25 protein-coding genes and 1 tRNA gene are annotated in these 26345 nt (G+C 56.4%); 17 read left to right on the forward strand and 9 right to left on the reverse strand.

Features of this window, described 5'->3' with window-relative positions:
* Nucleotides 1-85: 85 nt before the first annotated feature.
* Complete coding sequence (locus BXY66_RS04225) at nt 86-1090, reverse strand: AraC family transcriptional regulator (protein WP_165929099.1); 1005 nt, start codon at nt 1088-1090, stop codon at nt 86-88.
* Nucleotides 1091-1429: 339 nt separating this feature from the next.
* On the opposite strand from BXY66_RS04225, the gene BXY66_RS04230 reads away from it, so the two are divergent.
* Genes BXY66_RS04230 through BXY66_RS04245 form a run of 4 tightly spaced genes read left to right on the forward strand, consistent with a single transcriptional unit; the run spans nt 1430 to nt 5718 of the window.
* Entirely contained in the window at nt 1430-2014 is a 585-nt protein-coding gene (locus BXY66_RS04230) for an alginate O-acetyltransferase AlgF (protein ID WP_132858922.1), read from the forward strand.
* A 3-nt stretch (nt 2015-2017) separates the two neighbouring features.
* Nucleotides 2018-3394 (forward strand): MBOAT family O-acyltransferase, encoded by a 1377-nt coding sequence (locus tag BXY66_RS04235; protein ID WP_132858923.1) that lies wholly within the window; start codon nt 2018-2020, stop codon nt 3392-3394.
* Nucleotides 3395-3404: 10 nt separating this feature from the next.
* Nucleotides 3405-4409 (forward strand): alginate O-acetyltransferase AlgX-related protein, encoded by a 1005-nt coding sequence (locus tag BXY66_RS04240; RefSeq protein ID WP_132858924.1) that lies wholly within the window; start codon nt 3405-3407, stop codon nt 4407-4409.
* Nucleotides 4410-4413: 4 nt separating this feature from the next.
* Nucleotides 4414-5718 (forward strand): alginate O-acetyltransferase AlgX-related protein, encoded by a 1305-nt coding sequence (locus BXY66_RS04245; RefSeq protein WP_132858925.1) that lies wholly within the window; start codon nt 4414-4416, stop codon nt 5716-5718.
* 57 nt (nt 5719-5775) lie between these two features.
* Here BXY66_RS04245 and BXY66_RS04250 read toward each other — a convergent pair.
* A tRNA-Gln gene (locus tag BXY66_RS04250) sits at nt 5776-5850 on the reverse strand.
* Between the two features lie 200 nt (nt 5851-6050).
* Between BXY66_RS04250 and BXY66_RS04255 the strand changes: the two genes are divergently transcribed.
* Nucleotides 6051-7280, forward strand: coding sequence for an acyl-CoA dehydrogenase family protein (locus BXY66_RS04255; protein WP_132858926.1), 1230 nt, complete (start codon nt 6051-6053; stop codon nt 7278-7280).
* 94 nt (nt 7281-7374) lie between these two features.
* Here BXY66_RS04255 and BXY66_RS04260 read toward each other — a convergent pair whose 3' ends face one another.
* Together BXY66_RS04260 and carB are read right to left on the reverse strand one after the other, a co-directional pair.
* Nucleotides 7375-8613, reverse strand: a complete 1239-nt coding sequence (locus BXY66_RS04260) for an Hsp70 family protein (protein WP_132858927.1) — start codon at nt 8611-8613, stop codon at nt 7375-7377.
* Nucleotides 8614-8917: 304 nt separating this feature from the next.
* Entirely contained in the window at nt 8918-12259 is a 3342-nt protein-coding gene (gene carB / locus BXY66_RS04265; RefSeq protein ID WP_132858928.1) for a carbamoyl-phosphate synthase large subunit, read from the reverse strand.
* Between the two features lie 207 nt (nt 12260-12466).
* Here carB and BXY66_RS04270 point away from each other — a divergent pair, with 207 nt between their 5' ends.
* From BXY66_RS04270 to BXY66_RS04300, 7 genes are all read left to right on the forward strand, one after another.
* Nucleotides 12467-13591: an aminodeoxychorismate synthase component I gene (locus tag BXY66_RS04270; protein WP_132858929.1), complete on the forward strand. Its 1125-nt coding sequence runs from the start codon at nt 12467-12469 to the stop codon at nt 13589-13591.
* Nucleotides 13546-14211, forward strand: a complete 666-nt coding sequence (locus BXY66_RS04275) for an aminotransferase class IV family protein (protein WP_243694288.1) — start codon at nt 13546-13548, stop codon at nt 14209-14211. Before BXY66_RS04270 ends, BXY66_RS04275 begins: the two co-directional genes overlap by 46 nt.
* Nucleotides 14212-14355: 144 nt before the next feature.
* Complete coding sequence (locus BXY66_RS04280) at nt 14356-15021, forward strand: CPBP family intramembrane glutamic endopeptidase (RefSeq protein WP_132858930.1); 666 nt, start codon at nt 14356-14358, stop codon at nt 15019-15021.
* A gap of 91 nt (nt 15022-15112) precedes the next feature.
* The gene (gene aspS, locus BXY66_RS04285; RefSeq protein ID WP_132858931.1) at nt 15113-16969 is read left to right on the forward strand and encodes an aspartate--tRNA ligase; all 1857 of its coding nucleotides are present in this window, start codon (nt 15113-15115) and stop codon (nt 16967-16969) included.
* A 144-nt stretch (nt 16970-17113) separates the two neighbouring features.
* Complete coding sequence (locus BXY66_RS04290; protein ID WP_132858932.1) at nt 17114-18508, forward strand: DUF1800 domain-containing protein; 1395 nt, start codon at nt 17114-17116, stop codon at nt 18506-18508.
* A gap of 7 nt (nt 18509-18515) precedes the next feature.
* Nucleotides 18516-19745: a DUF1501 domain-containing protein gene (locus BXY66_RS04295; RefSeq protein ID WP_132858933.1), complete on the forward strand. Its 1230-nt coding sequence runs from the start codon at nt 18516-18518 to the stop codon at nt 19743-19745.
* Nucleotides 19746-19819: 74 nt separating this feature from the next.
* Entirely contained in the window at nt 19820-20533 is a 714-nt protein-coding gene (locus BXY66_RS04300; RefSeq protein ID WP_132858934.1) for a GNAT family N-acetyltransferase, read from the forward strand.
* Here BXY66_RS04300 and BXY66_RS04305 read toward each other — a convergent pair.
* Entirely contained in the window at nt 20530-21249 is a 720-nt protein-coding gene (locus BXY66_RS04305; protein ID WP_132858935.1) for a response regulator, read from the reverse strand. The two genes, BXY66_RS04300 and BXY66_RS04305, sit on opposite strands and share 4 nt — an antisense overlap.
* Nucleotides 21250-21413: 164 nt before the next feature.
* Between BXY66_RS04305 and mce the strand changes: the two genes are divergently transcribed.
* Complete coding sequence (mce, locus tag BXY66_RS04310; protein WP_132858936.1) at nt 21414-21818, forward strand: methylmalonyl-CoA epimerase; 405 nt, start codon at nt 21414-21416, stop codon at nt 21816-21818.
* A 51-nt stretch (nt 21819-21869) separates the two neighbouring features.
* Nucleotides 21870-22175, forward strand: a complete 306-nt coding sequence (locus BXY66_RS04315) for a DUF1467 family protein (RefSeq protein ID WP_132858937.1) — start codon at nt 21870-21872, stop codon at nt 22173-22175.
* On the opposite strand, the gene BXY66_RS04320 is transcribed toward BXY66_RS04315, so the two are convergent.
* The 3 genes from BXY66_RS04320 to BXY66_RS04330 are packed head-to-tail and all read right to left on the reverse strand — an operon-like array spanning nt 22141 to nt 24579.
* Complete coding sequence (locus BXY66_RS04320; RefSeq protein WP_132858938.1) at nt 22141-22842, reverse strand: EI24 domain-containing protein; 702 nt, start codon at nt 22840-22842, stop codon at nt 22141-22143. The genes BXY66_RS04315 and BXY66_RS04320 overlap by 35 nt on opposite strands.
* Nucleotides 22833-23405 (reverse strand): nitroreductase family protein, encoded by a 573-nt coding sequence (locus tag BXY66_RS04325; RefSeq protein WP_132858939.1) that lies wholly within the window; start codon nt 23403-23405, stop codon nt 22833-22835. Before BXY66_RS04325 ends, BXY66_RS04320 begins: the two co-directional genes overlap by 10 nt.
* Before the next feature lie 52 nt (nt 23406-23457).
* A complete protein-coding gene (locus BXY66_RS04330) occupies nt 23458-24579 on the reverse strand; it encodes a class II histone deacetylase (protein ID WP_132858940.1) in 1122 nt (373 codons plus the stop codon).
* A 94-nt stretch (nt 24580-24673) separates the two neighbouring features.
* Between BXY66_RS04330 and BXY66_RS04335 the strand changes: the two genes are divergently transcribed.
* Nucleotides 24674-24904, forward strand: coding sequence for a DUF167 domain-containing protein (locus tag BXY66_RS04335; RefSeq protein WP_132860334.1), 231 nt, complete (start codon nt 24674-24676; stop codon nt 24902-24904).
* Here the strand turns inward: BXY66_RS04335 and BXY66_RS04340 are convergent.
* The gene (locus BXY66_RS04340) at nt 24901-25140 is read right to left on the reverse strand and encodes a hypothetical protein (RefSeq protein ID WP_132858941.1); all 240 of its coding nucleotides are present in this window, start codon (nt 25138-25140) and stop codon (nt 24901-24903) included. The two genes, BXY66_RS04335 and BXY66_RS04340, sit on opposite strands and share 4 nt — an antisense overlap.
* A 100-nt stretch (nt 25141-25240) precedes the next feature.
* Here BXY66_RS04340 and BXY66_RS04345 point away from each other — a divergent pair, with 100 nt between their 5' ends.
* Nucleotides 25241-25963 (forward strand): M48 family metallopeptidase, encoded by a 723-nt coding sequence (locus tag BXY66_RS04345; protein ID WP_207911286.1) that lies wholly within the window; start codon nt 25241-25243, stop codon nt 25961-25963.
* A gap of 2 nt (nt 25964-25965) precedes the next feature.
* Complete coding sequence (locus BXY66_RS04350; RefSeq protein WP_132858942.1) at nt 25966-26319, forward strand: YigZ family protein; 354 nt, start codon at nt 25966-25968, stop codon at nt 26317-26319.
* Nucleotides 26320-26345 lie beyond the last annotated feature (26 nt).

Below are 26345 nucleotides of genomic sequence, written 5' to 3' on the forward strand. Positions count from 1 at the left end.
GTTTGCCGGGTTTGTTGGTTGAATTTTTCTTCCAGAATACGCAGGCACCGCGCGCACCGACTTGCTTAGCAACAACACTCAGAAGCTATTCGACGCTGACTGAGGAACGATAGGCGTTCGGGGTCATACCCGTCCAGCGCTTGAATGCCGTGGTAAATGCCGCTTGATCTGCGTAGTCCAATAGGAAAGCAATCTCGGCTAAGGTATGTGTGTCACGCAGCCAAGTTTGCGCCAGAGTGCGGCGGACGTCATCGCGAATTGTACGGTATGGGCGCCCAGACAATGTAAGCTTGCGAGTAAGGCTTCGTCGGCTCAGGCCCACACGTTGTGCCACTTGCTCCGCGGTTGGCAATCGTCCCGGGAGACTTTGTTGGAAAACGGCTTCAACTTGATCTGCAAGAGGCGGGTTCGCGCTGGCACGGTTATCAGCAACATTGTCGCCATATTGCAATAGGAAGGCGCGAAGCTCCGGATCGGCAGTTGAGATTGGAAGGTTCAAAGTCGACTGCGTCAACATAAGACCGGACTCAGGTTGGTCGATCAAAACCGGACATCCGGCCAGTTTTTCCATTCCGGCCCTATGAGCGCGGATGTTATGTTTGAACGCCATACCCTTTGCTGCAAAAGCGGCACCTGAGATTCTGCGAAGGCGCGCGAGTAACGCAAAAAGCAAAAATTCACGATGTCGATGTTCAGCCTCCGTCGTGCCACTGCGGCTTCGCAAAACACAGAAGGGTTGCCCATCTCTTTTGATGACTTCCAATTGTGTGTCTGTATCTGACAATCGCAAATACTTAGATGCGTACTGGATTGCTTGTTCAAGCGTTTCACAACTCTTGGCGACATACGCCGCCAAAGTAATGGCATCTCTGTTGTCCAGTCCGGCCCTGGCTGCAAAAAGCGGATCGTTCAAGATCTCACAAGCTTTTTTGACAAACTCGGCTTCTTGTCGAATGGCGATCCTGCTCGTCGGGTCAGACATTTTTGCTGTCGAGATGCCGCACGCGCGCAGTAAGGGGCCGGCAGGCCCGTACTCCTTTTCAAAAACGCTGGCGAGTAAGCGAAGCCGCTGAATTGAAACCTCAGGCACTTGGACTTCGCCGGTGTTTTATGTTTGATGTCAAAGTTTCGGTCATTCTTTCAGAGCTTCTTGATCCTGTAGGTCTCGCGTCAGTGGCATCTAAGATTAAGGGATGCACAACGAGACTACTCCACAAAAAGTCTAATGCGATAGGCACGTTCGCTGAGACATCGTGGATTAGACAGCAGTCTGGTCGCTCCCTTGTGGCATCGCATTCCAGCAACTTCGTCGCGGTTCGCGTAGCCGTTCAAAAGCTCAACCTGATAACCTTTCACGCGTCCTAACTATTCTTTCGAGTGCACCACTGACGCTCCCTCGTAGCTAAAACTCTGGCGAAGGAGTCCCACAATGATCAAATTCAAACTCTATCCACTCATTGCTCTGTCTTTTGTGAGCGTTGGAACCCTCGGCCGAACAGCCGACAACGAGCTGTATGATGCGCCCCCACCTGACGATGCGGCCTTCATTAGATGGATCGACACCGATCCCGCACCGGAGGTTCTGGGCGTACGTTCACTTGGTCTGGACGGTGATGCCTTTCACCCTGTTTCAGTAGCTTTGACGGACGGTGCGAGTGTCGGAGCATTTTACACTGCGGCAGTAAACGCATTGGGGCATTTAGTGGTCGTGGAAGAACCTCCACGTGCCGACAAATCCAAAGTCCTAGTCACTTTGTTAAACCTGACGAACAACCCGGTCCGTTTGGTACTAACTGATCAAAAAGTCGATGTCATTGGCGCCACTGCGGCCAATGCAGCGGGCGGGCGATCAGTCAATCCTGTTTCAGCCAAGCTCTCTGTCCTTTCTGTGTCGGATGCCGTTCTTGGCGTTTTTGACGTTCAGCTACGTCGGGGGCAAAACATAACGTTTGTGGCTCGTCCGGAGGGAGCGGAACTCATCGAAAACCGGTTTGGTCCAAACATCGAGGGCTGACAAATGGTCTTTTCGACACCCATCTTCGTGTTCGGGTTTTTGCCAGCCTTTTTGGCCACCTACTACGTGCTTCCATCTAAGGCGAGGAACTGGCTGATTTTGTTGGCGTCCACACTATTTTACGCGTGGTGGCGTGCAGATGCGCTTTTCGTTCTTTATGCAATCGCGGGCGGTAGCTTTCTCTCGGGTCACGTCGTATCTCGTACCACACATGCTGCAGTCAAAATTTGGGCGGTCCGTGTAGGCGTCTGCTTCAATCTCGCCGTCTTGTTCTGGTTCAAGTACACGACTTTCCTGCTTGGAAACCTCAACACCGCCTTGGGTGGGGATGCTTTGGTGGTGCCAGAAATCATCCTGCCCATTGGTCTTTCGTTTTTGGCGTTTCAATCGATCAGCTACATTGTTGATGTTGCTCGAGGCGATGCGCCGGTAGCAAAAAAACTTTCGGATTTTTTAGCATTTTCCACACTGTTTCCGCAGCTGATTGCGGGCCCGGTGCTACGCTACAAGGACCTTGCGCATCAGTTTGCGCACAGAAAACACTCGCTTCTTCTGTTTTCCGCCGGTTTGCGCAGGTTTCTTCAAGGACTTGCGATGAAGCTGCTTGTTGCCGACGGCGTTGCCCCCTTGGCAGACAGGATGTTTGCCCTACCGGATCCGTCCATGGCAGAGGCTTGGCTCGGCGCATTGGCCTTTTCGGTACAGTTGTTTTTTGATTTTTCCGGATATTCATCGATGGCTATCGGGCTTGGCTTGATGATCGGCTTCCGCTTCCCAGAAAACTTTGCCAATCCCTACACCAGCAGTTCGATTACAGAGTTCTGGCGCCGATGGCACATTAGCTTGTCTACTTGGTTGCGCGACTATCTCTACATTCCATTGGGTGGCAACCGATCTGGCAACTTTAAGACATACCGAAACCTTCTTTTGACGATGGTCCTTGGTGGAATTTGGCACGGAGCAAACTGGACTTTCGTCATTTGGGGGATTTGGCATGGTGGGTTGATGGCTGTTGAAAGGGCTTTGGTTGCCAAACACCGCAGCTTTGCCTGGCCAAAAGTCATCGCTTGGCCGTTGACTATGGTGTTCGTCCTTCTTGGGTGGGTTGTCTTTCGCGCAGAGACACTTGGCGAAGCAGTCGCAATGTACGCCGGAATGTTGGGAGCAAACGGAGCCTCCTTGCGTTTGGAGGTGGTCACGCTCACGACCACTTCGGAGCTTCTGTTTCTTCTTCTGGGCGTCGTGCTCTCGATCGCGCCGCGTCTGAATCTTCCACGGTTTGAGCCGTCGCCAGCCCTGCAATTCGCGACCCTCTCGATCCTTTGTTTTGTCGCCTTGCAAGTGCGAACAAACAGCCCCTTCCTCTACTTCCAATTTTAGGACGAGCCGGATGCAGTCCCATTCCGATACAATTAGCACGCTCTGTATTGTCGCCTTGACGGTAGTATTTTCATTGGGCGCAATCTCGAACACACATGCCGGTGACCCGACCCATGGATGGCTAAAGGGCACCTATCAAAGAGGCTATGAAAGCCGGTTTGAGCGGTCCGTTCCCGCAAACGACGGGGCTGTCGCGCTTTGGGCGGCTGTCAAATGGTCTCTTTTCCAGGAGATGTCTACAGGGGCCGTGGCAAGCAAGGACGGGTGGTTGTTCACCGCTGAAGAGTTTTCTGAACCTGGAGAAACCCGTGACTTGCGTGAGGAATTGGCTCGAGTCGGAAAGATCTTGGCAAAATATGGCATCTCTCTCGTCCCAGTGATTGTGCCAGATAAGGCGAGGATGCATGAGCACCATTTGGCCCGCGGCCGCTCCGAAAAATTTGCTTCGAGATACGATCGCGCGCTTTCTTCGATCAAAGCAGCTGGACTAGTCGGAGTAGATTTACGTGATGCACTCAGCTTTCCGGACAGTTTCAAACGCACCGACACACATTGGAGCCCCGAAGGCGCGCGGCGTGCAGCTTTGGAAATTGCTGCCGTGGTGTCGATTTACGACTTTCCACACACAAACGTTACAACCGTTGAAACCGGGAGCGTACTTTTTGAAGGCGACCTCATAGCATTTGTTCCAACTGGTCAGTTTCGCGCTCGTGTAGGTCCACCACGAGAATATATCAAAACATTCGAGACGTCAGTGACACCTGCGGGGGACCTCTTCCAAGAGGTTACGATCCCTGTTGCATTGGTGGGCACGAGTTTTTCCGCCAAGCAAGAGTTCCATTTTGAGGGTTTCCTTAAGCAAGCTCTGCAGGCTGACGTTCTAAACGCAAGCAGTGTGGGGCAAGGCCCTTTCGTCCCGATGGACACTTTTTTGGACGAAATATCAAAACTCTCCAGTCTGCCATCCGTCGTCGTCTGGGAAATTCCCGAACGTTTTCTTTCCAGTCAGAGGTAGCCAAATGAAGCGCTTGTTCCCCTTACTTTCCATTATTCTTGCCGCCACGACCGCACAGTCGGAACCTTACTGTGAGAGTCTGTTGCACAAAGAAACGCTGCCAAAGAAATACGCTAAGGTTGCTCCTATCTTCAGCGACGTGACCAACGGCTGGATCTTCACCAGTGACCAGTTGAAGGATCGCTATGACATGAAGGCGACATCGCAAAAACTGGTAACTGCGATCGTCGACGAGTTTACAAAACGCAACGTTCCGTTGGCAATAGTAGTGGCGCCGCCGCGCCCCATTGTTGCCGGACAAGAGCAACTCGATTCTGCCATGGGTGGAAATTTGTATGACGTGTCCGCGGCTAGGGCGTCGTTTGATGACCTAATTGACGGATTGGAGGTTGCCGGAGCCATCGTGCCGAATTTGCTGAACGCGGCCATGGCTGAACCGCTTGTCAGAGAAAAGTTCTACTTTCAAAGGGACACGCACTGGACAACAACAGGGGCTGCAGTCAGCGCAATTGCGCTTGCAAAAAGCGTAAACGATGTGTCTCCAGAAATGTTTCCAAACGACGGGCAGTTCAATGTGCAGGATTTGGCCGCGTCTGGATCGATCGATGAGGAGGGATCGCTGACAGAAATCGTGCTTGCAGCTTGCGAAAAGAGCCTGCCAGCCGAAACGGCACAAACATACGACCTCACCCGCAGCGGCGGACTATTGGATGAGACAACCAATGGTGCCCAAATTGCCTTGCTGGGCAGTAGTTTTTCAAACCGCGACAAGCGGGACCACTACAGATTTGCGGATGCATTGTCTCGTGCGTTTGACGCAGACGTCGAAAATATGTCTGTCTCCGGTGGCGGGCCGATCGGTGCGATTGAAGCTTACATTTTATCTGGCGCGCTTGACCGACGCGATCATGAGTTGGTCATTTGGGAATTGCCATACACAGAGAGTTTCAATTCACATTCGTTTTTGCGTCAGTTGCTTGGAGCGCTTCGCAAGGAAAGCGAGACTCTGAATTCGGTAGAGATTTCAATGGAATCAGGATCGAGTTTGGTCAGATCGCTCGACGGATCACCCATTGCAGGAATTGAAATCGCCACGTCTGACCTGTCCAAGCAAAGCTTCAACCTGGAGATCCGTTTTGACAATGGCTCGACATCCAAAGTCTATCTTGGAAGGCGCAATTCGGTACCAGTCCAATTGCGATCCAAGAGCCTTTCGAGCAACTTATCCTTTTTCGGAGACCGAAAACCGCTCGAAATATTGGTGTCCCCTCTAAACGGAGCGGACATGGCGGACGTCGGGGTCTACTAGACGAAAACAAGCGAGAGAAACTTGCGCCTAGGTCTTGTTGTGCTGATCTAGAGAAAGTGGCTGGGGTGGTAGGATTCGAACCTACGGTACGCGGTACCAAAAACCGTTGCCTTACCACTTGGCTACACCCCAACGGTGAGCGGCTAATTACTGTGGCTTGCTTTCGGGCGCAAGACCTGAATCGAGATTTGTTGTGGAAATTTTCGCTTTTCTCTTCAGCCTTTCTTTATCCCTTCGACCAATTGGACCCAGCGTCATTTTAGGCGCAGACCAATGGACAAGTGCTGACAACGCACGGCAAGGTCTTTTCAGATAATTTGAGGAGAGAGACGATGTTTCTAGGCATCCGTCCGGAGATGGAAAACCTGCTCGAGCAGGTTAGAGACATGATCCAGAACGAGGTCATGCCTCTGGAAGAAGAGTACCACAAAGAAGTTGCGACCGGGGATCGCTGGCAGTTTACAGAGCGCCAGACCGAAATTCTTGAGGGCTTGAAAGCCAAAGCAAAGGAGCGCGGGCTCTGGAACTTCTGGCTCACGGACAGCGAACGTGGTTTCGGTTTGACGACGGTGGAATACGCGTTTTTTGCCGAGGAAATGGGCAAAACCCCACTGGGCGCAGAGGTGTTCAACTGCTCGGCCCCCGATACCGGTAACATGGAAGTGTTCGAGCGGTACGGCACCGAGGATATGAAAGAGAAGTGGCTGGCCCCCTTGCTCGAAGGCAATATCCGCTCAGCCTATCTGATGACCGAGCCGGATGTGGCTTCGTCGGACGCGACCAACATCTCTATGGAATGCGTGCGAGACGGAGACGAATACGTGCTAAATGGCGAAAAGTATTGGTCTTCCGGCGCAGGCGATCCTCGCTGCAAAGTCTATATCGTCATGGTCAAAACTGGCGGGGATGACCTGCCTGTTCATAAGCGTCAATCGATGATTGTTGTGCCCGCAGACGCGGAAGGAATTGAAGTTCTGCGTCCGATGTTGGTCTATGGCCAAGACGATGCGCCACACGGCCACATGCACATTCGTTTTACCAATGTTCGGGTGCCAGCCGACAGTATTCTGCTGGGTGAAGGACGTGGCTTCGAAATTGCACAGGGACGGCTTGGGCCGGGTCGTATCCATCACTGTATGAGGGCAATCGGGCAAGCGGAAACAGCGTTGGCGCAGATGATCCGCCGGTCGCTGGATCGCGAGGCATTTGGTAAGCAGTTGGCGCACTTGGGGGCTAACTATGACATCATCGCAGAGTGTCGGATGGAGATCGAGCAGGCGCGATTGCTGTGTCTGAAAGCGGCCTGGATGATGGATCAGGGTGACCCGCGGGCGGCAGCGCCTTGGATCAGTAAAATCAAGGTGGTAGCCCCTAATGTAGCTCTCAAAGTGATCGATGAGGCTGTGCAGATGCACGGTGGTACGGGTGTCAGTCAGGATACACCGCTTGCCGCTGCCTGGACGGGAGTACGGACCCTTCGACTGGCGGATGGGCCGGACGCGGTGCATAGGCGCCAAGTGGCTCGTACTGAGCTGCGTAAATATACCCAGCAGAAGGTGTAAAATCTGGTCTGCAAAACGTCTGCAAAACGTCGGTATTACGTCGGTGTTGGAAAAGGGGCCCAGATGGGCCCCTTTTTCCCTTTTGATCCTAAGGTCAGGTGAAATCTGTCGCCCGAGCCAGCCCGTCCGTGACCGCGGTGAAAACTTCCGAAAAACTGTGATCAGCCTCCGGTGTGACGGATTTAACCGCATCGGAAACCACGTGGAGCATACTTGAGCCGCCCACGTAAATTACGCGGTCAATCTGGCCGGTGCTCAGGTTTGCCATTTTCAAGGTGTCTTGAACCCCTTGGCGCAGGTCCTCGCCAAACGGGGCAAGAATTTCCGTAAGTGTTGCTGTTGGCAGGGGGACAGACAGTCCGCTTTCAACAGGTGTGAGGTCGATCCGAGGATCGTTGAGCAAGTCGTTGGCGGCAATCTTGCCGCGTTCTGTAGCGAAGGCTATGTCATGCCCCAATTCGTCACGCAGGACGTCTGCAAGGCGGCCGAGTTTCTCCGGTTCAACCGCCTGTTTTTCCATGTCGGCCACCTTGCGCCGGATTTGCGCCGTGTACAGGAAAGGGATTTTCTCCCAAGTGGCGAGGTCATTGAAGATAGCATTCGGTGCCGGGAACCGCCCCGGACCGAACTGATCGCGCAGAAGCGAGCCTTTTCCAAGATATGGCATGACTTCGGAAAAACTCAGGGCACGGTCAAAGTCAGTGCCACCGATGCGCACGCCGTGATTGGCGAGAATATCGACCGATCCGCTAGATGTCCGGAACAGAGAAAAATCCGAGGTGCCGCCTCCAATATCGACGATCAACCCGAGCCCATCGGATTCGACCAGGGCTCCGTCGGCAATTGCTGCTGCCTCGGGTTCTGGAACGAAGGTGACTTCGGAAAAACCGGCGGCAAGATAGCAGGTACGCAAATCGTCTTCGGCTTGTTGTTCGCGTGGGTCACCTGTGCCGTGAAAAACAACCGGGCGTCCGGCAACAGCGCGGTCGAATGTCAGGCCGGTTTGGCGCTCTGCCTGTGTTTTGATGTGTTTGAGGAAGCGGGCAATGATCTCAACAAACGTCACGCGTGAGTTCAATATCTGGCGCTTCTCGTGCATGAGCGTAGTGCCGAGCACCCGCTTGAGCGCTCGCATGAAACGGCCTTCGAAACCTTCCAGCAGTGCCTGGTTTGCAGGTTCACCCAAAAGCGTTTGACGAGTGTCGAAATCAAAAAAGAACGTGGTAGGCAGTGTCGGCGCGCCGTCGAAAGTGATCAGGCGTGGCTGTCCGTCCTGCATGAAGCCGGCGGCTGAGTTGGACGTTCCAAAGTCAATACCAAGGGAGCGGGTCATGTCTGGGCCTCCGAATTCCGGTCAGCGAAGGCGCGGTCTTTAAAGAAGAGGCCGGTGAGCGTCAATGGGGCGCAAAGAAGTGTTCGTCAAAGCGACGCGGGGCTTTTGCTACTGAAGAGTTTTCTCACATAGATTGCGACTTCAATCCGGAGGCCGAGGAAGCCTTGTCCAATCCTCTCGCATCGTTCCCTGTCGAGCAAAATCAAGACCGCGCATCGCTGTACTGCTTACGGTTTGGATGTGTATCCGGAAACGAAAAAGGCGGCCCGTGGGCCGCCTTATCTCTTCTTGTGTAATCCGGCGATCAACCTTGGAGGCTGCGCACGTCCAAATCCTCTTCGCGACGGGCCTGCATGGCTTGCGCGGCGGCGTGGCTCGCAGCGGCCGTGGTGTAGTAAGGGATCTTGTCATAGAGCGCGACGGCGCGGATTTCGCGACTGTCTTCAACCGCTTGTGTATCTTCGGTGGTGTTCATCACCAGAGAAATCTCGCCATCCTTGAGCATGTCGACGACGTTGGGGCGCCCTTCATAGACCTTGTTGACCACTTCGCAGGCGATTTCCTGACCTTCGAGGAAGGCGGCGGTACCGCGTGTGGCAACGATGCCGAAACCAAGATCGACGAGTGTTTTGGCGGTTTCCACAAGTTGTGGCGTCTTGTCGTCGTCCTTGATGGAGAAAAAGACTTTGCCGGAGTCGGGCAGGTGCATACCTGCGCCCATTTGTGCCTTGAGGAAGGCGCGCGCAAAGCTGCGGTCCCAGCCCATGACTTCACCGGTTGAACGCATTTCCGGCCCAAGGATGGTGTCCACACCCGGGAACCGGGCGAAGGGCAGAACGGCTTCTTTTACGGAGAACCAAGGCATGTCCGGATCCGCCAGCGTCATCTGGTCGGCGATCGGCTGATCTTTGGTAGCGTCTTCTTCCTTGTAGGGCGGGCGCTGCGGGAAGTTCGACAGCGGTTCGCCGGCCATGATGCGTGCCGCGATGGAGGCAATCGCGCTATCGGTGGACTTTGCTACAAAAGGCACGGTCCGCGATGCGCGCGGGTTGACTTCGATCAGGTAGATTTCGCCGTTTTTGACCGCGAATTGCACGTTCATAAGGCCAACCACATTCAGCGCGATGGCCAGCGCGTGTGTCTGGCGTTTGATTTCCTCGATCGTGCCCTTGTCCAGCGAGTATGGAGGTAATGAGCAAGCAGAGTCACCGGAGTGCACACCGGCCTCTTCGATGTGTTGCATGATGCCTGAAATATGCACGTCGTTGCCGTCACACAGCGCATCGACGTCAAGTTCGACCGCGCCAGCCAGGTAGCTGTCCAGCAGTACCGGGCTATCACCGGAAACGACGACGGCTTCGGCGATGTAGCGTTCCAGTTGTGCCATATCGCGCACAATTTCCATCGCGCGACCACCCAGAACGTAGGAAGGACGGATCACCAATGGGAAGCCGATGTCGCCTGCAATGGACAGCGCTTCGGCGTCGGTGGAGGCGATGCCGTTTTTCGGTTGCTTAAGACCGAGTTCGTTGACCAGCGCCTGGAAGCGCTCGCGGTCTTCGGCAAGGTCAATCGCGTCCGGTGTGGTGCCGAGGATCGGGATGCCTTCGTCATGCAGGGCATTGGCGAGCTTCAGCGGCGTTTGGCCTCCAAACTGGACAATTACGCCATGCAGTGTGCCGTTTTCCTGCTCTACACGCAGGATTTCCATAACGTGCTCAAAGGTGAGCGGCTCGAAATACAGGCGGTCCGAGGTGTCATAGTCGGTGGACACGGTCTCGGGGTTGCAGTTGATCATAATGGTTTCATAGCCCTGCTCCGTAAGGGCGTAGCAGGCATGACAGCAGCAGTAGTCGAATTCGATGCCCTGACCGATCCGGTTGGGGCCGCCGCCAAGGATCACCACTTTTTTGCGGTCGCTTGGACGGGCCTCACATTCCACTTCGCCCATCATTGGAGCTTCGTAGGTGGAGTACATATAAGGAGTCTGCGCTTCGAACTCGGCCGCGCAGGTGTCGATACGCTTGAACACTGCGGTTACGCCGAGATTCATACGCGCTCGACGCACGTTGTCCTCGTCGCGGCCGGAAAGCTTGGCCAGACGTGCATCCGTGAAGCCGAGCATCTTGAGGCGGCGGAGGCCTTCTTCGGTGACAGGCAAACCATTGGAGATGACATCGGCCTCGGCGTCCACGATTTCCCGGATGCGGTCGAGGAACCACGGATCAAACATGGTAACCGCGTTGATTTCGTCATTGGATAGGCCGTGGCGCATGGCCTGTGCGATGGTCCTGAGGCGGTCCGGTGTCGCGACACTGATCGCTTTGATGATCGCGGCTTTGCCTGACGGGGTGTCATCCGCCCCTTCGATTTCGATCTCGTCAAAACCGGTCAGGCCGCTTTCCATCGACGCGAGAGCTTTTTGCATGGATTCGTGGATGGTCCGGCCGATGGACATGGCCTCACCGACGGATTTCATCGCTGTGGTCAGGTTCGGTTCGGACCCCGGGAACTTCTCGAAAGCGAATTTCGGGATTTTGGTGACCACATAGTCAATGGTCGGCTCAAACGAGGCGGGGGTGACTTTGGTGATGTCATTGTCCAGCTCGTCCAGGGTGAAGCCAACAGCCAGTTTGGCCGCGATCTTGGCAATCGGGAAACCGGTCGCTTTGGAGGCAAGCGCGGAGGAACGCGACACACGCGGGTTCATTTCGATCACAACCATCCGGCCGTCGGCGGGGTTCACCGCCCACTGCACGTTGGAGCCCCCGGTTTCCACGCCAATCTCGCGCAGGACCGCGATCGAGTGGTTGCGCATGATCTGGTATTCTTTGTCGGTCAGCGTCAGGGCAGGGGCCACTGTGATGGAGTCGCCGGTGTGCACACCCATTGGATCGACGTTTTCGATGGAACAGACGATGATGGCATTGTCGGCTTTGTCGCGCACAACTTCCATCTCGTATTCCTTCCAGCCAAGCAGGCTTTCGTCGACGAGGATCTGGTTGACCGGAGAGGCGTCCATGCCCGTGCGGCAAATGTGGATGTAGTCTTCGCGGTTATAGGCCACACCGCCGCCTGTTCCGCCCATGGTAAAGGCGGGGCGGATGATTGCGGGCAGGCCGACGTGATCAAGAACCTGAAGCGCTTCGTTCACGCCAGCGTCCAGATCGGTGCTGCCGTCTTCGCGCTTCGGCGCGGTGACGATTTCAGCCTTGGGGTTTTCGATGCCAAGCCGGTCCATGGCTTCGCGGAACAGTTTGCGGTCTTCGGCCATTTCGATGGCGTTTCTGTCCGCGCCAATCATCTCAACGCCGAATTTTTCCAGTACACCCATTTCCTCGACCGCGAGGGCGGTGTTGAGGCCGGTCTGGCCGCCCATGGTCGGGAGCAGCGCGTCGGGGCGCTCTTTTTCGATGATCTTGGCGACAACTTCGGGTGTGATCGGCTCGATATAGGTCGCGTCCGCCATGTTCGGGTCGGTCATGATTGTTGCCGGATTCGAGTTCACCAGGATGACGCGATATCCCTCTTCTCGGAGCGCTTTACACGCTTGGGCACCGGAGTAGTCAAACTCGCAGGCCTGGCCAATCACAATGGGGCCGGCCCCGATGATCATGATCGAGGAGATATCTGTTCTTTTGGGCATGGTGGACCTCGGGCTGGTGGGCGACGGGCAGGAGTCGCCAAATGCGCAAATTGTCGTGGGTTATACGTATCATTAAGAAAGGCGCAAGGGGGTTCGGCAAGAGAGCCGGATTTTGACGGTTTTCGCCGTTTTTGCGCGATTGTAAATGTGAGGTGCGCTTTAGGTAGGAGGTCTTTATAGGGGCGGCACCTGAAGTGGGAGCAATGCGTGCAGATTCGGTTTGACCAAGGTCCGGAAGGCGCCGCGACGGAATTCGCGCGGCCTGAACGCATAATCCGTGCAGACCAAGCCGCTGAAGTACCCGGTGCACTGGCGGCGCTGGATCAGGCACGCGATGAGGGGCGATGGGTCGCCGGTTTCTGTTCTTATGAACTCGGGTATACGCTTGAACCGCGTCTTTCGGCGCACCTGCCAGATGCGCGGCGATTGCCGTTGCTGTGTTTTGGCGTGTTCGATGCGCCGCGGCCGGCCATAGTTATGCCTGAGGCAAGCCTTGAGGGATTGTCGTGGCAGGCCGGATGGGACGCTGCGGCTTATGACAGCGCTTTTCAGGATGTGCATGCCTACATAGGCGCCGGCGATATCTATCAGGCCAATCTGACGTTCCCGTTGGTGGCCGAGTACAGTGGTCAAGTGCGCGCCCTTTATGCAAGGCTAGTTGCGCAACAGGCAGTCGGCCACGGTGTGTTTTTGGAAGCGGACGGACTTCCAGCCATTTTGTCGCGATCGCCTGAGCTCTTCTTTCGAACCGACGCGGCAGGGCGCATCGAAACGCGTCCCATGAAAGGTACCCAGCCTCGCAGCAACGATCCGGTTGAAGACATCCGTGCCAAAGCATGGCTGGCAACAGACGAAAAGAACCGTGCCGAGAACTTGATGATCGTGGACTTGCTGCGCAATGACATCAGCCGCGTGGCCAAGGCCGGCACGGTGCATGTGCCGCAGTTGTTCGAAGTTGAAAGCTACGCGACGGTCCATCAGATGGTATCGACTGTGGCTGCCGAATTGCAGGATGGCGTTGGGTTGGCCGGCATTCTGAGGGCTTTGTTTCCATGCGGATCAATCACAGGGGCGCCAAAACTCCGTGCAATGGAGATTATTCACGATCTGGAGCAGACACCGCGCGAGATTTACTGCGGGACAATCGGTTGGGCTGCACCGGATGGGCGTTCCGAATTTAACGTGGCGATCCGAACACTGATGATTGAGGATGGTCTGGCAGTATTGAATGTCGGTGGTGGTATTGTGTGGGACAGCACTGCGGGAGCCGAATACGAGGAGGCGCTGTGGAAAGCCCGTTTTGCGAAGCTCAGAGAGATGGCACCCGCCTGATCGAAACCTTCGGTTACCGGCCGGGACAGGGCATTGCCCGTCTTGACCTTCATCTCAAGCGGCTTGAGCGGTCCGCCGCGGCGCTGGGATTTGAGTTTGAGCCAAAGGCCGTTCAAACAGCAGTGGCGGAGATCCGTGGCAAAGAGGCGTTGCGCTGCAGGCTGACGCTTGGAGCCGCAGGGGATGTTGAAATCACAACTGCCGCAATGCCGCCTGCGGCAAACGCGCCTTGGGTTTTTCGCATCGCCGAGGAGAGTCTTTCATCTGCCGATCCCTATCTACAATACAAGACGACGCGCCGTGCCGTGTATGACCGTTGGCGGGCGGATTTGCCGGATGGTGTTCAGGAGTGGGTGTTCCTCAACGAGCATGGCGAAGTTTGTGAAGGGACCATCACGAACATTACGGTCACAACGCAGGAGGGCGAACGACTGACGCCTCCGATCGCGGCCGGATGTTTGCCCGGGGTTTACCGGGAGAGCCGATTGCGAAAGGGCTTGTTGGTTGAAGCGCGTTTGACCCTTGAGGACCTGAGGTGTGCCAAGAGCATCAACCTAGTGAATTCATTGCGTGGATCGACGAATGCACATTGGGATTGCAACTGCAGTTTCTTTCGGTGAGCGGAGCAACAATCCAAGGCGTACCTTTTGCTATGTCCGAACTGATCGTGCTCGGGTTCTGAAATGCCTCTTCGCCGGTCAATCCGGACTTGTCCGAATCCCGTAAGTGTCTTCATGTGACACCGCGCAGCAGGGAAAACAGGCATGGGCACTCAATCGACCATATCCCAGAATTATCGTTGGCAGCTTTGCGTCGAGTTCTGCCTTCTTTTTGTTGCGGCGCCAGTTCTGATCGCAACGCTTTTGCCAGCGACCGTCATGTTCACAGCCTTGTTCGCGTTGACGGCATTGGGATTAGGGCTTTTGCATATTACGCTAGGCTTTCGCTGGCATTTTCTGCGCGAGGGAATATCGGAAATCAAGCTTGGGGAAACTTTGGTTTTCACAGCTTTGATGTTCATCGCCTGTTTCGGTGTGATGCGAATTTTTGCATCGGAAGCCGCGTTCTTTTTGCTGCGCAACGAGCCACTTTTGTTGCTGATGATACTGATTTTCTACCCAATCGTGTCCGCGTTGCCGCAGGAGCTGGTTTTTCGCCCTCTTTTCTTCCGCCGCTATAAGGCAATCCTGCCTGACGGCGCGGCGTCGATCTGGCTGAATGCAGCGCTGTTTTCGCTGGCGCATCTGATGTACTGGAGTTGGATCGTTGCGATCATGACCTTCATTGGAGGTCTAATATTCGCCCATTCCTACAAAGAAAGGCGTTCGCTGCCGCTCGCGGTGCTGCAGCACGCCATCGCGGGCAATATCATCTTTTTGGTGGGCTTGGGCGTGTTTTTCTATTCCGGCAACGTGGTCCGGCCGTTTTGAACCATTTTGGAAGGCTGTTCCCTTGACTTTGGCCGCCCAAACAGGTGTATCGGCGCGACTGTAGATATTCACCCTGAAAGAGGGCCCGCACATGCACGCCTTTCGCAGCCACACCTGCGCCGACCTGAACAAATCCAATGTGGGCGAGACCGTCCGCCTGTCCGGCTGGGTGCACCGCATCCGCGACCACGGCGGTATCCTGTTTGTCGACCTGCGCGATCACTACGGCATCACTCAGGTTCTGTGTGATCCGGACAGTCCGGTTTTTTCCGAGATGGAAAAGGTGCGCAGCGAATGGTGTATCCGCATCGATGGCAATGTGAAGGCGCGTGACGAGGATTTGGTGAATGACAAGATCCCGACCGGGGAGATCGAAGTCTTTGTGCGCGATCTCGAGGTTTTGGGCGATGCCGACGAACTGCCGCTGATGGTCTTTGGTGATCAGGAGTATCCCGAAGAGACCAGACTGAAGTACCGGTTCCTTGATTTGCGTCGCGAGCAGATGCAACAGAACATGACATTGCGTTCTGATGTGGTTGCCTCCATGCGCAAGCGCATGTGGGACAAGAACTTCCGCGAGTACCAGACTCCGATTATTACCGCATCCTCGCCAGAAGGTGCGCGCGACTTCCTCGTCCCCTCCCGTCTGCATCCCGGTAAATTCTATGCTCTGCCGCAGGCGCCGCAGCAGTTCAAACAGCTGATGATGGTTGCGGGTTTTGACAAGTATTTCCAGATCGCGCCTTGCTTCCGTGACGAAGACCCGCGTGCGGACCGTTCCCCAACCGATTTCTACCAGCTCGATATGGAAATGTCGTTTGTGGAGCAGCAGGACGTCTTTGACACCATCGCGCCGGTTTTGGCGGGCGTGTTCGAAGAGTTCGGTGGTGATCGTAAGGTAGATGCACCGCAGGATTGGCCTCAAATTCCCTATGCCGAAGCGGCGTTGAAGTATGGTTCGGACAAGCCTGACCTTCGCAACCCCATCGAAATGCAAGTGGTGTCCGAACATTTTGCCGGTTCCGGCTTTGCGATCTTTGCCAAGCTTCTGGAACAGGAAGGTACCGAAGTGCGGGCTATTCCGGCGCCGACCGGTGGAAGCCGCAAGTTCTGTGACCGCATGAACAAATTTGCCCAGCAGGAAGGTTTGCCGGGCATGGGCTACATCTTCTGGCGCAAACAGTCTGCGGACACCATCGCGCAGGAGCAGGGCATTTCCGTTAAGGAAGTGAATGCCAAGATCAAAGCCGGTGAAATCGTCCTTGGTGAGGAGGCCGCCGGGCCTCTGGCCAAGAACATCGGCCCGGAACGCACCGAGGCGATCCGTCAACAGCTTGGGTTGGGCGTGGGCGACGCGGCCTTCTTCCTTGGTGGCAAGCCGAAGGCGTTTGAGCCGGTTGCAGGCCGTGCCCGGAACGTGATTGGCGAAGAGCTTGGCCTGACCGACAAAAACCGTTTCGCCTTCGCATGGATCGTGGACTTCCCGATCTATGAGGCGGACGAAGAGACAGGCAAGATCGACTTTGAGCACAATCCGTTCTCTATGCCGCAAGGTGGGCTTGATGCGCTGAACGGAGATCCTCTGGCGGTGAAAGGCTATCAGTACGACTTGGCTTGCAACGGGTATGAACTGGTGTCGGGGGCGATCCGGAACCACAAGCCCGAGATCATGTTGAAAGCGTTTGAACTCGCCGGTTATGACGAAAACGAAGTGAAATCCCGTTTTGGGGCCCTTTATAAAGCCTTCCAGTACGGCGCTCCGCCGCACGGCGGCTGTGCCGCGGGTGTGGATCGTATTGTGATGTTGCTGGCCGACCAGCAAAACATCCGTGAAGTGATGCTCTTCCCGATGAACCAACGTGCGGAAGACCTCATGATGAATGCGCCGTCTGAGCCTGCCGCAGAACAGTTGATGGAGTTGAACCTGCGGGTCATTCCCCAGGAGTGATCCTTGTTTGATCGCAAAGTCTTTAGCCGCCTCTGGTGTCCAGAGGCGGCTTTTTCTTGCCGGTTGTTTTCTGTGAGCGATCCGGTGCTGTGAATCGATCCGAACTCGCGTACACTGGCTGTGCACGAAGCGAAGAGAGTCACTATGTCTTTTACTCCTGTTTTGGCGGCACAAAGGTTCGGATACGGACTATCTCCGGTTCAGAAGCCACCCGCTTCTGTTAATGCGATGTTGAAGTCGTTGAACGGGCCAGATGTTGCTGCCCAACGGTTTCCGCTTCCTTCGACCGAAGAAGTCCACGCTGTGACTGCCGAATTCAGAGCCCTTCGCAAATCGAAGCGGATGGCGGTTGAGGCGGGCGACCCAGACGGAGTAGACGCGGAAGCTCTTCGAAACTTTCACAAAAGAACACGGCCGGTGGTCGCCAACTGGTCTAAACAACGTCTTACGCGGCGGGTTTGGGCAGAAGACGGCTTTCGTGAGCGACTTGTCGATTTTTGGGCCGATCATTTTGCGGCGCCCGGTAAGGACTACGAGCGCAGAACCAATGAGGAAAACTATGTAGAGGTCGCCATCAGACCCTATGTTGCCGGTCGCTTTGAGGACATGTTGATTGCTGCAGCGTTGCATCCGCAGATGCTTCATTTCCTGGATCAGACCTTGTCGATCGGGCCAAACAGCAGTTTTTCGGACAGGCGAAAAGATCGGGTTGTCGGCCTCAATGAAAATCTTGCGCGTGAAATTCTCGAACTACACACGCTTGGCGTCGGGGGCAGCTACACTCAGGTGGATGTGCGGGAACTTGCAGAACTGCTCACCGGAGTGCGGGCAATCCGCGACAAGGAAATGCAGTTTGATGCGAACAGAGCCGAACCCGGTGCTGAAACCATTCTTGGAAAGTCTTACGGCGGTTCGCGTCGGGCCAGTCTGGAGGATGTAACGGATGCACTGCGAGACCTAGCCCGACATCCGGATACGGCCAGACATCTGGCAGAGAAAATGGCGATCCACTTCATTGCCGACGCACCGGACAGGGACTTGGTTGAGGATATGAAGGCAGCCTATCTGGACTCGCAGGGCGACCTGGCTGTTATGACGGAAGCCATGCTGAAAAACCCAACGGCTTGGAGCCCCGAGCGGCGGAACTTCAAGCAGCCGCTGGTGTTCGTTGCGTCGGCCTTACGGGGGCTGGGGGTTGAGCCGCAAACGCTTCAGGAGATGCGGCAAGGTCAGCTTTACAGATTTGTCCGGCGACCGCTTTCCACGATGGGACAGCCTTTGGGGCGCCCTCTCGGGCCAGACGGATTTGAAGAAGGCGATGCGCATTGGCTGAGTCCACAGGGGCTGGGAGCCCGATTGCAATGGAGCCTGTCCGTGCCATCCGCGCTAACGGATCCGTTGCCGGATCCGAGGGCCTTTGTCGTGGATGTTCTGGGCGAGGATGTGCCTCCCGAAGTACTATTTGCCGCGCAGGCGGCTGAAAGTCGGCGCGAAGGTGTGGCGCTGGTGTTGATGTCTCCAGCATTTCAAAGGGTATGAGGGCGCGATGGCTAAGGGACTGACACGACGACGTTTTCTGGCGCAGGGTGCGTTGGTTGGGTGCTCGTTGGCGGCGTCGCCGTTGATCACACAGGTGAGTTTTGCTGCTGCGCCAACTGACCATCGTCTGGTGGTGATCATCTTGCGCGGCGGTCTTGATGGGCTTGATCTGGTACGCCCCCGACATGAAAAGATCCTGTCGACGTTGCGCCCAACGCTGGCAGCCTCCTCCGACTCGGAAATTCCGCTTCAGGATGGCTTTGCCCTACATCCTGAGTGCGCACCACTTTATCCCATGTGGCAGGCGGGCGAGCTTGCCTTTGTTCAGGCCGTGTCCACGCCTTACCGCGACAAACGCAGCCATTTTGATGGACAAGACTTGCTCGAAGCTGGTCTTGGCGCGTTGGACGGCCCGGCCCGCGATGGCTGGCTCAATCGGGCAATCAGCGCGATGGGAGGGATGGGTGTCCAGACGGCCTATGCCATTGGCGCTGACCCGATGCTTTTGAGCCGTGGACCGGCGGAAATGACGAGTTGGTCGCCGGATGTTGATTTTGTTCTTTCGGAGCAGGGGATTTCCTTGATGCAGCAGACCATGCGCGGCGACCCTGAAATGGCTCACGCCATGGGAACGGCATTGGGGCTGGCCAGTTTCGGCGGGATGGGCGCGAATGCCGAAATCGGCGACATGGAAGAGGCCATGGACGCGATGATGGACACGTCGGGCAAGGGGGCCGGCAAGGCGCATTTGAGAGTTGCCTCTTTCGCGGCAGAGCAGTTGCGGGCTGACGCGCGGATTGCATGCTTTTCGTTGGGTGGGTGGGACACGCACGCCGGTCAAAGCAGGGCATTGCGCCGGCCTTTGGGGCAGTTGGTCGACACGCTGTTGACCCTCAAAGGCGGCATGGGCGCAGCCGCCTGGCAGCGGACAACCGTGGTTGCGATGACCGAGTTCGGGCGCACCGCGGCGGAGAATGGTACACGTGGCACCGATCACGGCACGGGCGGTGCCATGGTTCTGGCTGGCGGCGCACTGCGAGGCGCCGCGGTCCTTGGCAAATGGCCCGGGCTGGATGAGGCGGATTTGTACAAACGCCGCGACCTTCGGCCCACTCAGGACGTGCGGCGGTGGGCGGCTTGGGCCTTGCGATCAAGTTTCGGTTTGGAGCGTAGTCTACTGGAAACGCAGGTCTTTCCGGGTCTGGACATGGGAGACGATCCGAAACTGCTCGCCTGACGCGGTGCGATGCCTTTTTCTTGGCAGCACGCGACCTTTGTGCCACTGATGCTCAAAAGACTGGAGCAGGCCGAATGACTGACGCTAGACCGATTGGTTTTGCGGTGCCCGATTGGACGCCGCCCTCTGCGCCGAAAGGCGCAGTGCTTGAAGGGGACCATGCCCGCCTTGAGCCTTTGAGCGCACAGCGTCATGCCGCCCTTTTGTTTCGTGCTTATCAGGCAGATGACGCGGTGTGGGACTATTTGCCTTATGGCCCGTTTCATTCAGCGGCGGCCTATCACCGTTGGGTGCATGAAGCCGAAGCGGAAACGGATCCCTTTTTCTATGCAATTTTTGACAAGGCAAAGGGAATCTATACAGGCGTTGCGTCGTATTTGAGGATCGCACCCGAGGCAGGCTCCATCGAAGTCGGTAACATCAATTTCGCGCCGGTAATGCAAGGCACGCCTGTGGCGACAGAGACCATGTTTCTGATGATGAAATGGGCTTTTGAGTCAGGGTATCGTCGTTACGAGTGGAAATGCGATGCGCTCAACAAGCCGTCGCGCCGTGCGGCACAGCGCTTGGGCTTGAGCTATGAGGGCATTTTTCGCCAGGCCACCGTGTATAAAGGGCGGAACCGTGACACGGCTTGGTTTGCAGCGATCGACAAGGAATGGCCCGCTTTGAAAGAAGCATTCGAGCTTTGGCTGTCGCCGCGCAATTTCGATGAGGCGGGGCAACAGCGTGAAAAGCTTAGCGATCTGACTCGGCTGGTGCGCGCGGCGGACGATCCGACGCTTTAGATCACTGCGGTCTCTTCGAGGCGGTGTTTCAGCAGGTCGTTCAGCCGAGATACATCCTTGGCCAACTCCGCTCCGGAGTGCTGTGCAGCGGAGACGGTCTTTACCGCCCCGAGAAGGGCGTCATCACGGGCGCTGTGTGCGATGCTCGAAAGGAATTGGGCCACGTAGTCAACGACATGGGCGTCGCCGGGGTGGGTGGACAGGGTGTCGGACGCGTGAAGCAAGTCGTCGCGGAGTGCAACCGGATCGGCTTCCATCACGTCTTCCGGAAGGCGGCGCGGGCCTTTGGGTTGCCGGTCTTTCGGCAGGCGTGAGAGGATCTCCGACTGGAATTGCGCCAGGCCGGTCAGCGGTTTGGCGATAAAGCCGTCGGCACCAGCGGCCATCGCTGCTTCTTCGGAAAAGTCGTCGCCCGAGGTGGCGAGAAGCACTTCGACCCGCGGGGTTGCCTGTGCCAGTTCCTCGATCAGCTCGGTGCCGGAACCGTCGGGCAGGCCGAGATCGACAATCACCACCGAAGGCATATAGGTCTTGAGGTGACGGTGAGCGGCGGCAAGGCTGTCGGCACGGCGGATACGTGCACCGGAGCGCACACACATCATGCGCAGGGCATCTGATGCAAAACGGCTGTCCTCGACAACGAGAACGGCCATGCCCAACAGCGGACGTTGGGCGGTGGGCGTGAACAGGGGCGACAGCGGCAGCGGGTCGTTCATATTGGGTTCCTGACATTCTGACAGATAAAAATTTTCGCGACTCACCATAGGGAGTCGTGGCTAACGGAACGTTAATCGCGCCGCGACCCTGTGCCGCTTGCGCGCGGGCCTGCAGCACCGCATAAGGACGGGCGAAGCGAGGGCTGACTCTTTGGGAGAGAGATATGATTGGACGTTTGAACCACGTCGCCATTGCCGTGCCGGATCTTGAAGCGGCAAGTGAGCAATACCGCAGCGCCCTTGGGGCCAAAGTCGGTGCGCCTCAGGACGAACCTGATCATGGTGTAACCGTGGTATTTATCGAATTGCCGAACACCAAAATCGAACTGCTTTATCCGCTGGGAGAAGACAGCCCGATCAACGGGTTTCTCGAAAAGAACCCGTCGGGTGGCATTCACCACGTGTGCTATGAGGTTGAAGACATCATTGCCGCGCGCGATCACCTTAAAGAATCTGGCGCCCGGGTGCTAGGAAACGGAGAGCCGAAGATCGGCGCACACGGCAAGCCGGTGTTGTTCCTGCATCCGAAAGACTTCAACGGCTGCTTGGTCGAACTCGAGCAGGTGTAAGCCGTAACATCAGGCCTCGTGCTGTGTGCGGGGCCGACAAGAGGAAACGCTATGGGTATCACGTCAGCACTCGTTCTTTACGCGGTCTGTTGGTTCATGATCTTTTTGATTGCGATCCCGATCCGCCTGCAAACGCAGGGAGATCTTGGCGAAGTTGTGCCCGGCACACAGGCAGGTGCGCCGGAGCATCATTTCCTCAAAACGAAAGCCAAGATTACCACTGTCGTTGCAGCGGTGGTCTGGGTGATCCTCTATCTGATCATCACATCGGGGATCATCACCGTACGGGATCTGGACTGGTTCAACCGAATGGCGCCTGAAGCTATCGAGGCTCCAGTCGGTGATACAGATGGGTAAAGGTCGCTGCGCCTAGGATCGGGATCACGAGGTTGATCAGCGGTATCGAAAGCGGCATTGCCATGAGTGTTCCAGCCAGCCAGATCGTGCCGCCATGCTTCTTTCGCAGCTGCTTAGCGCCATCGCGACCCAGGTGACGCATCGCTGCAAGTGTGAAGTATTCCCGCCCAAGCAGAAAACCGTTCATGCCCCAGAAGATGAACAGCGCAAACGGCGGAAACAACGCGTAGACGATCAACGCGACGATATTGGCGAAAATCAAAACCCCGAGAAAATTGACAGTGTCTTTCAAACCTTCGGCAAAGGGCACCGGCGGGACCTTGGGAATGTGGGGGTAGTGCCGCTCTTCTACAGCTTCAGCGACTTCATCAAGAAACATCGATGTTATGGCCGAGGCGACAGGCACCATCAAGAAAACGGACAAGGCAACCATCAGGAAGAATGATGTCCATGTGAATAAATCGCCCACCCAACTGATGTTGCCGAGCAACTCTTGCACCCACATGGCGGCGCCAAGCCAGTTCAGCAAAATAAGAAAGCCGGCATAGGCGGCGACCAAGAGAGCGAACGTGAGCCCAATACCCTTGAAAAGTACGCGGCGGAATCGGGGATCTCCGACTTGGCCGAGGGCTGCAAAAAAGGATCCGACAACGGTTGTTACTGCCATGAGACTTTGGCCTCCATGTCGGGCCGCGGGCGTTCGGGCGGCGCAACTTTCTCGGTTCCGATATGGATGAAACCGGCTACTTTTTCGCGGGGCGAGAGATCAAGGCCGCGTTCCACAAACGTGCGGTCGTGGCTGGCCCAGCCCGATAGCCAGTTAGCGCCCCAGCCGGCCGCAAGCGCGGCATTGAGAAGTTGAAGGCAAACAGCACCGGCTGAGTAGGTCTGTTCGATCGCAGGAACCTTTTCCGAGATTACCGGAGCTTCGATGACGGCGACGGCCAGATCAGCGTTGGCGAATTGCGCGTATGCCTTGGTGATCTTGTCTTCATCAACGCCCAATTCCTCACCACGCAGTCGCGCGAGGTTGGCTAGTTTGTCCAAGCTGTCCCTTGTGAGAACAATCAGGCGCCAAGGCTCGAGTTTGCCATGGTCAGGACTGCGCAGGGCGGCCTGCAAGAGCGGTTCGAGTTGGTCGCGCGTTGGTGCCGGCGCCACCAGTGTCTTGGCTGGGCGCGAACGGCGGGTTTGCAAGAATTCCAGCGCCGCCGGATTTGGAGTGGGCATGAATGTCTCCCTCAGATCGTTGCGGGATAGGTCAGGCTTTTCCCGCGTGTTTTCAACCGCCTTCGGGCGGTTTTGCAAAGAAATCAGCCATTTCGTCGATCAATTCGGCAAAAAAGGCTTCTACGCGGGCGTTGGGCTGGCGTGTCGCCAGAGAAGCGGCCATAGGATCGTCGGCAGTGATCGCCGAGCCCGAAAGCTCTTCAATGACGGCATGTCCGCAGAACGGAACATAGGCTTCGGAGTACCCGCCCTCGTGAACAAGCACAAGTTTGCCATCGCACATGGCCTGCGCGCTGGCCATGACCTGTTTGGTCATTTGGCGGAATGTATCGGCGGTGGCAAGCATCCGAGAAAGCGGGTCAAAGGCAGAGGCGTCAAATCCGCAAGCAACGATGATGAGGTCGGGTTTGTAGTCCGCGAGTGCCGGCAGAACAACTTTTTCCATCGCGTGAAGATAGGTGTTGTGACCGCCGCCCGGGGGGAGGGGAATGTTGATGTTAAAGCCGAGGCCTGCGCCTTTGCCACGATGCTCAAGATCACCGGTGTCGAGCGGATAGTTTTTTTCCTGGTGGAGCGAAATCGTGAGTACGTCATCACGATCGTAGAAAATGGCTTCGGTGCCGTTTCCGTGGTGCACGTCCCAGTCTAGAACGGCAACTCGGTCTACCAGCCCCTCAGCCTTGGCGGTTTCAATCGCGATAGCGATATTGGCGAGCAGACAGAATCCGTTGGGCCAGTCTGGCAGGCAGTGGTGCCCCGGAGGGCGCGACAGCGCATAGGCGTTCTGAAGATCGCCCTTGGCGACGGAGCGCACTGCTTCCGTGGCGAGACCGGCAGACAGCACCGCGATCTCATAGCCACCTTTTCCAAAGGGCGTGCGCAGTCCGAGTTCGCCGCCACCGGCATCAGACATTTCCTTGAATCGGTCCAGTAGATCGGCCGGATGCACTCTTTCCAGCGCGGAGCGGTCCGCAGGAGTGGCAGAGCGTAGCGTCAGTTCGGCCGCGAGACCGCTGACGTCCAGTAGATTCTTGAGCCGACGCTTTGTTTCGGGGCTTTCCGGCAAGCCCCCAGCAGCGAGAGGTTGGACAAGGTCGCCAACGGGCAAAGTGAGCGCGTAGTTGCCGCCGCTGTGCCAGAAGCAGCGTTCGTCAAAGTAGAAACCTGTGGTCATGTCAGCCTCGCTCGCAGATAGTTGCGCGACACTGTTGCCCGATGGTCGGGCTTTGTAAATTGGCGAGGTGAAATTGATCGCTGACCTGAGCCATATGGCCGTTGCTGGAACACTGATCGCGGTGCGTGTGACTCCCAAGGCGTCGCGCAATGCGCTTGTGACGCAAGACGGCAAGCTTCGGGTTTATGTCACAACAGTTCCCGAGGGCGGTAAAGCCAACGCAGAGGTGCAGAAGCTAGTGGCCAAGGCATTGGGTGTGTCCAAGTCCCGATTGGAACTTGTCCGAGGAACCACGTCGCGAGACAAAGTTTTCCGCGTGACCTAGGTCGGATCGCGTTTGAGCATGTAGACACCTTCAGGCAGATCCAGAGCGGCGGCGAGATCCTGCACCTGATTGGTGGACAGGGTGATTTTCTGCATTGTGTCTGTGCGCGCATCGTATTGTTCGATGGTGACGCAGTCTTCAAACATGTTGATCACCACATCTTCGCCCAAAGGCGCATCGCCTTCATCCACGAGGGTCACAACGGTTGAGTCAAATTCGTGCTCGATGCTGAACATACCTCAAGCCTAGCGTGGATGTGTCAAATCGCAAGGTTTTCCCACTAGAACCTGCGCGGATGCCGAATTAGGTTGGTTGGCATCGATTGGGAGGGATGGGATGCGCAGTGTCGTAAAGCCATTGAGAGCGTTGAGAATTTTGCCAGTTTTGGTGCTGGCAGGGTGTGTCAGCACGACGTCTCCACCGCCTCAGCAACAGGCGGCGCGCGCAGCGCCTGCTTCGATCACTCTGTCACAGGCCAAGGCCAAGCTCGCACCAATTACCGCGCGAATGGAAGGCGTTGCAGAGCGGGAGTGCCGGGCGCGCACGCCTGCCGGTACAAACTGTGACTACAAGATTTCCGTGGACGAGCGTCCGAACCAGCCGGCGAATGCATATCAGACCCTGGACAAGACCGGGCGCCCCCTGATCATCTTCACTCCGACCTTGATTGCGCAGACCCGTAATCAGGATGAACTGGCCTTTGTGATGGGACATGAAGCGGCTCACCACATTGCCGGACATATTGGCAAGACGCAGAACAACGCGGCACTCGGCGCGATTCTGCTGGGGGCGGCTGCTGCGGCTGCCGGTGTGGACGGCAGCGCATTGGACATGGCTGTGAACACGGGGGCACAGATTGGCGGCCGCGCTTATTCGAAGAACTTCGAGCTGGAAGCGGATGCCCTTGGCACGATTATCGCACATAAATCCGGGTACAATCCTGTGCGTGGTGCCGAATTCTTTGCGCGTATCCCTGATCCGGGCAACCAGTTTCTTGGCACCCACCCGCCAAATGCGGCGCGGATGCAGATCGTACGAGAAACGGTAGCCAAGCTCTGAAGATGTTGCAACTCATGAACGTGGTGAGCGATCGCGGCTCAAAGTACGCGGTGTCCGGCGGACCGGTGAGCGGGCGAAAGGATGTGGATGCCTTTCTAAAAAACCTCAAGAAGAACAAGAAATTCGCTAAGGCCACTCACAACACCTGGGCGGCATTGATGGAAGATGGAACGCCCTTGAAGGGGGATGACGGAGAAAGCGGAGCGGGTCTGGTGATCCTGCGCATGCTGGAGCGCCAACAACTGACCAATCACGTGATCGTCGTGACGCGCTGGTATGGTGGCGTGAAACTGGGCGGTGACCGGTTTCGGCGCGTTCAGGATTGTGTCGACGCTTATTTCGCGGAGATGGATTGACCCACATCAATGGTTTTTGAACCCTT

Origin of the sequence: Shimia isoporae (assembly GCF_004346865.1) — a bacterium.
GTDB lineage: Bacteria > Pseudomonadota > Alphaproteobacteria > Rhodobacterales > Rhodobacteraceae > Shimia > Shimia isoporae.